The sequence below is a fragment of the Citrobacter sp. GW821-FHT02E08 genome (assembly GCF_059421685.1).
This window is the reverse complement of record NZ_JBWKVL010000034.1, coordinates 1-4001: the sequence shown is the minus strand read 5'-3', so window position 1 is coordinate 4001 and position 4001 is coordinate 1. Positions and strand designations below refer to the sequence as shown.

The window sequence follows — 4001 nt, the reverse complement described above, 5'->3', positions numbered from 1 at the left end:
GGCGGACTCAGCCCGGAACAGTTTGAAAACCAGAACCTCGCTTAGGGCCGTGTCCACATTACGTGGGTAGGATCAGGGATGCAGTCTGCTGTATCTGATGCAATGTTTAGCGAACCTTGGTATATGAATGCAGGAGCCTACGAAATTCTGAATACTGGAAATAAGGATATGAAGAGATTAAATCTGGGCAAAAGCGATCAGTTTTTTCATTGCTCAGCTTTCTGTCGAGTGTCAAAATCAAGAAGCGCAAGTAAATTTTGGGCAGCAACATTGGGCGGAATTAAAGAAGGTAGAGATCATACGCTAAACATTTTTGGATTATATGGCTCTGGCAGATTAAGTGAAATTGAGATGATCCAAGATAACATGAGCGATTTGCAGGTAAATCAACATGGATTAAGTTGCCCCTCAACCGAGAGTTGCTCAGATCGATGCATCCAATTTTTGGATCCTAGCCATAAAAAAACAATGGAGAAACTAAGAAGCGAGGGGTATCTTGAATGATTAATTATATAAAAATAATCACTCCCATTATGTTTGTTGTATGTTGTTTATTCCTTGTGTGGCCTGGGGGGGATTCTGTCGAATTGAAGTATAAGTTATATGATGATATCCCCGATAATAGTGGGGTTACATCTTGGTTACCTTTATTTTTCCCAAAATCATCTGTTGATATTAATTTTTATTCGAATTTAGATACTGATTATTTCTATGTGATATTTGATTTGAAAGAAAAGGATTTGGATGTTTTTGAGAAACAGTTTACGATAAAAGCCACTAAAGAAGGAAGGGGCCGACTTAATAATATAGGGGGCGTGAGTGAGTCTTGGTGTCAATTAAACCCCAGCGTAATGAACAGGGATAGCAATAACCTTTATCTCATAGGGAAGTTAGCCAAAAATAAATATGTAGTGACATCTTTTTTTTCGGTGACTAGTAAAAATGATCATGAATATAAAATCTATTGCATGTCCCAGTAGTAATATTTCTGCTTGTGTAGGTTATGTTGAATACATCGTACAGTAGCTAATCTGCGAGTGAATGGAAGTAATGATTTTTAATAATTATAAAATATATTTGGAATGTGTATGGTTTTAGGGGATTATGTAGGATCAAAAAATGAATTTTGATAATCATGATGAAATCCTTGAGGAGTTAATTAATGCTTTTCCTAAGTTATCAGTGGTGAATATTCCCATCGAAGTTCATGACGCTTTTGAGGGACGTGTGGTATATGATTTTTTTCATGGAAAAACTTGGACTGATTTGGCCATGGAGATCAATTTTTCTGAATCTAATGAAGCCTTGGATAAAGGGGTTTTATATCTTGGTTTAAATGAGTTTAAATGAGTTTAAATATTACATGCCATTTTATGTTTATGGGTCGCTACTAAACGATGGTTGGGTTTTTGAATATTCTTTCTTTTTACATTATTTGACTCCTGGTGTTATGGACGACGCTTCATTTATTGATGGCTTTGATGATGTCCAACAAAAAATATTATATGAATTTGTTTACTATAAGGCTAACGAAAAATTTGATTTACTTGCAATAGATGCTTTTGAATCGTATTGGATTTTACACCAAGAATAATGCGACGTTCTGTTAAGTGTGCACAGTCAGCAATGGCTGGCTGGCTGTCTCACAGCTGACGCCAGAACGTCTGCTGCCACTGCTGAAACCACTACCAGAGCCGACAACGCTAGTGGTTCACCTGTACCACTGTGACCATCTGGGCACCCCGATCGCACTGATAAACACGCAAGGCAGCACCGACTGGCGGGCCGAATTTGACCCGTGGGGGAATCAGGTGGACGGCAGTAATCCGCAGCGGTTGTACCAGCCCATCCGCATGCAGGGTCAGCATTATGACGAAGAATCGGATATGCATTATAACCGTCACCGTTATTATGACCCGGCACTGGGGCGCTATATCAGCCAGGATCCGATTGGGTTGGCGGGTGGATGGAACCTGTATAGTTATCCGCTGGATCCAGTATCTGGAATAGATCCTTTGGGGTTAAACCCTGTTGCTGGTGCTATAGGAGGATTTGCTGTTGGCGGTCCTCCAGGAGCTGTCATAGGTGCTATCTTGGGGGTTGCAGCTGGTGTTGGTATTTTTACATTAGCAACTTCAGATTCTGAATCCAAGAATAACCGCGAAGGTGCGGCGTTAAATGATATTAAACAATCTGAATATGAAAGAGCAAAAACCTTTTGTGATAAAAAACCTGAACAAGGGAAAAGTGATTGCGCATCATTGTCTAAAGCTATTGATCATGCAAAAATGTGTGCGAGTCTATATGAAAATTGGGATGCAAAATGGTTCCCCGGTCGACATGACATAAAAATAGACGAGAGAAAAATCCGCATTCAACGTTTGAGCAAAAAACATCGTGAGGAGTGTACAAATAAATGAAATATTCTAAAACTTTAGATGATATTTATTTAAAATATCAAGAACACCCGGATTTTTACACTATCAAAATCACAGAGATTGATCAAAAATCTATTGATGATGATACTATGCTACATATAGCTGCACGTTCGGGTGCTATTGAAGATATTGAAAAATTAATTTTTTTTGGAGCCAATATAAATGCCATAGGTGATTTAGGCAATACTCCTTTGCATCAGGCTGCAATGTTTGGCCAATTAAAATCAGTTTCTATTCTATTGAAATACAAAGCGAAAAATACAATAAGAAATGAGTTTAATCAATTGCCTGCCGAGGTCGCGAAACTTGGCGGGTATAATGAAATAGAAAAAATAATCGCAGATCACTACCCAATTTTATTATATCCAAAGCGTAGAAAAAAATAAAGCAGTCTCACGATATGGCCGGACAACCGTATCATACAGGATGCGCACTACCGCTATCACCACGACCGCCACGGCAGGCTGACGAAGCAAACCGACCGCATCCCGGCCGGGGTCAACCGGATGGATGACGAGCGCACCCACCGTTATGGGTATGATACACAGCACCGTCTGGTCCACTATGAGCGGACGCAGCACCACACCCCGCAGGTGGAGAGTCGTTATGTGTACGACCCGCTGGGCCGGCGTATCGGGAAACGGGTCTGGCGGCGGGAGCGTTGCCTGGCCGGGTATATGGAGTTGTCGCGCAAACCGGAACAGACCTGGTACGGCTGGGATGGAGACAGGTTAACCACCACACAGACCGGGGCGCGGCGTGTCCAGACGGTGTACCAGCCCGGGAGCTTCACGCCCCTGCTGCGCATCGAAACCGCAACCGCAGAGCTGGCCAGAAGCGCCCGCCGAAGCCTGGCGGAGGTGTTGCAGCAGGACACCGGCATGACGTTACCGCCGGAACTGATACAGCGCCTCGACCGGCTGGAGCAGGAAATTCAGCAGGACAGCGTGAGCGAAGAAAACCGTCGGTGGCTGGCAGGGTGCGGACTCAGCGTCGAAAAGATGATAAACCAGATGGACCCGGTGTATACCCCGGAGCGAAAAATCCACCTGTACCACTGTGACCACCGGGGTCTGCCGCTGGCGCTTATCGATGAAAACGGCAGCATGTCGTGGAGTGCTGAATACGACGAATGGGGAAACCTGCTGAATGAGAATAACCCGCATCATCTGACGCAGCTCATCCGCCTGCCTGGGCAGCAGTATGATGAGGAGTCCGGGCTGTACTATAACCGTCATCGTTATTATGACCCGTTACTGGGGCAGTATATTACGCAGGATCCGATTGGAGTAGTGGGGGGATGGAATCTATACTCTTATGTTTATAATGATCCGATTGGTTTTGTTGATCCAATAGGGCTGGATATTTGGATTGAAGATCAAGGTCCAGATGAGCCAGCACTGCATCAAAGTATAAATGTGGGTACGCCTGATGGCAGTTATAATTCATACAGCTATGCCATGGGCTCTTTTCCTCATGGTGAGGTGTATAATGATATGAAACATGGTGGAAAAATTGAAGTATATAAAAAAACAACAAAGGAACAGGATGATGCTTTTGATA

6 protein-coding genes and 1 pseudogene are annotated in these 4001 nt (G+C 43.3%); all 7 read left to right on the top strand.

Going from position 1 to position 4001, the window contains the following annotated elements; translation table 11 throughout:
- The first annotated feature begins 78 nt into the window (after positions 1 to 78).
- Complete coding sequence (locus tag AC07UY_RS21710) at positions 79 to 504, top strand: hypothetical protein (protein WP_494701935.1); 426 nt, start codon at positions 79 to 81, stop codon at positions 502 to 504.
- Positions 501 to 980, top strand: coding sequence for a YbbD-related protein (locus AC07UY_RS21705; RefSeq protein ID WP_494701934.1), 480 nt, complete (start codon positions 501 to 503; stop codon positions 978 to 980). The genes AC07UY_RS21710 and AC07UY_RS21705 overlap by 4 nt, the downstream gene beginning before the upstream one ends.
- Positions 981 to 1119: 139 nt before the next feature.
- Positions 1120 to 1350 (top strand): hypothetical protein, encoded by a 231-nt coding sequence (locus tag AC07UY_RS21700; protein ID WP_494701933.1) that lies wholly within the window; start codon positions 1120 to 1122, stop codon positions 1348 to 1350.
- Between the two features lie 13 nt (positions 1351 to 1363).
- Entirely contained in the window at positions 1364 to 1594 is a 231-nt protein-coding gene (locus AC07UY_RS21695) for a hypothetical protein (protein WP_494701932.1), read from the top strand.
- A gap of 16 nt (positions 1595 to 1610) precedes the next feature.
- The gene (locus AC07UY_RS21690; RefSeq protein WP_494701931.1) at positions 1611 to 2420 is read left to right on the top strand and encodes a DUF456 domain-containing protein; all 810 of its coding nucleotides are present in this window, start codon (positions 1611 to 1613) and stop codon (positions 2418 to 2420) included.
- A complete protein-coding gene (locus AC07UY_RS21685) occupies positions 2417 to 2824 on the top strand; it encodes an ankyrin repeat domain-containing protein (protein WP_494701930.1) in 408 nt (135 codons plus the stop codon). Before AC07UY_RS21690 ends, AC07UY_RS21685 begins: the two co-directional genes overlap by 4 nt.
- Positions 2825 to 3808 (top strand): annotated as a pseudogene (locus AC07UY_RS21680) (RHS repeat-associated core domain-containing protein); the annotation flags it as partial. It lies immediately after the preceding gene.
- Positions 3809 to 4001: the final 193 nt, after the last annotated feature.

Bases quoted from the DNA above. Each gene is read 5' to 3' on its own strand.
- AC07UY_RS21710 (WP_494701935.1), top strand. From the start codon at position 79: ATGCAGTCTGCTGTATCTGATGCAATGTTTAGCGAACCTTGGTATATG.
- AC07UY_RS21705 (WP_494701934.1), top strand. From the start codon at position 501: ATGATTAATTATATAAAAATAATCACTCCCATTATGTTTGTTGTATGT.
- AC07UY_RS21700 (WP_494701933.1), top strand. From the start codon at position 1,120: ATGAATTTTGATAATCATGATGAAATCCTTGAGGAGTTAATTAATGCT.
- AC07UY_RS21695 (WP_494701932.1), top strand. From the start codon at position 1,364: ATGCCATTTTATGTTTATGGGTCGCTACTAAACGATGGTTGGGTTTTT.
- AC07UY_RS21685 (WP_494701930.1), top strand. From the start codon at position 2,417: ATGAAATATTCTAAAACTTTAGATGATATTTATTTAAAATATCAAGAA.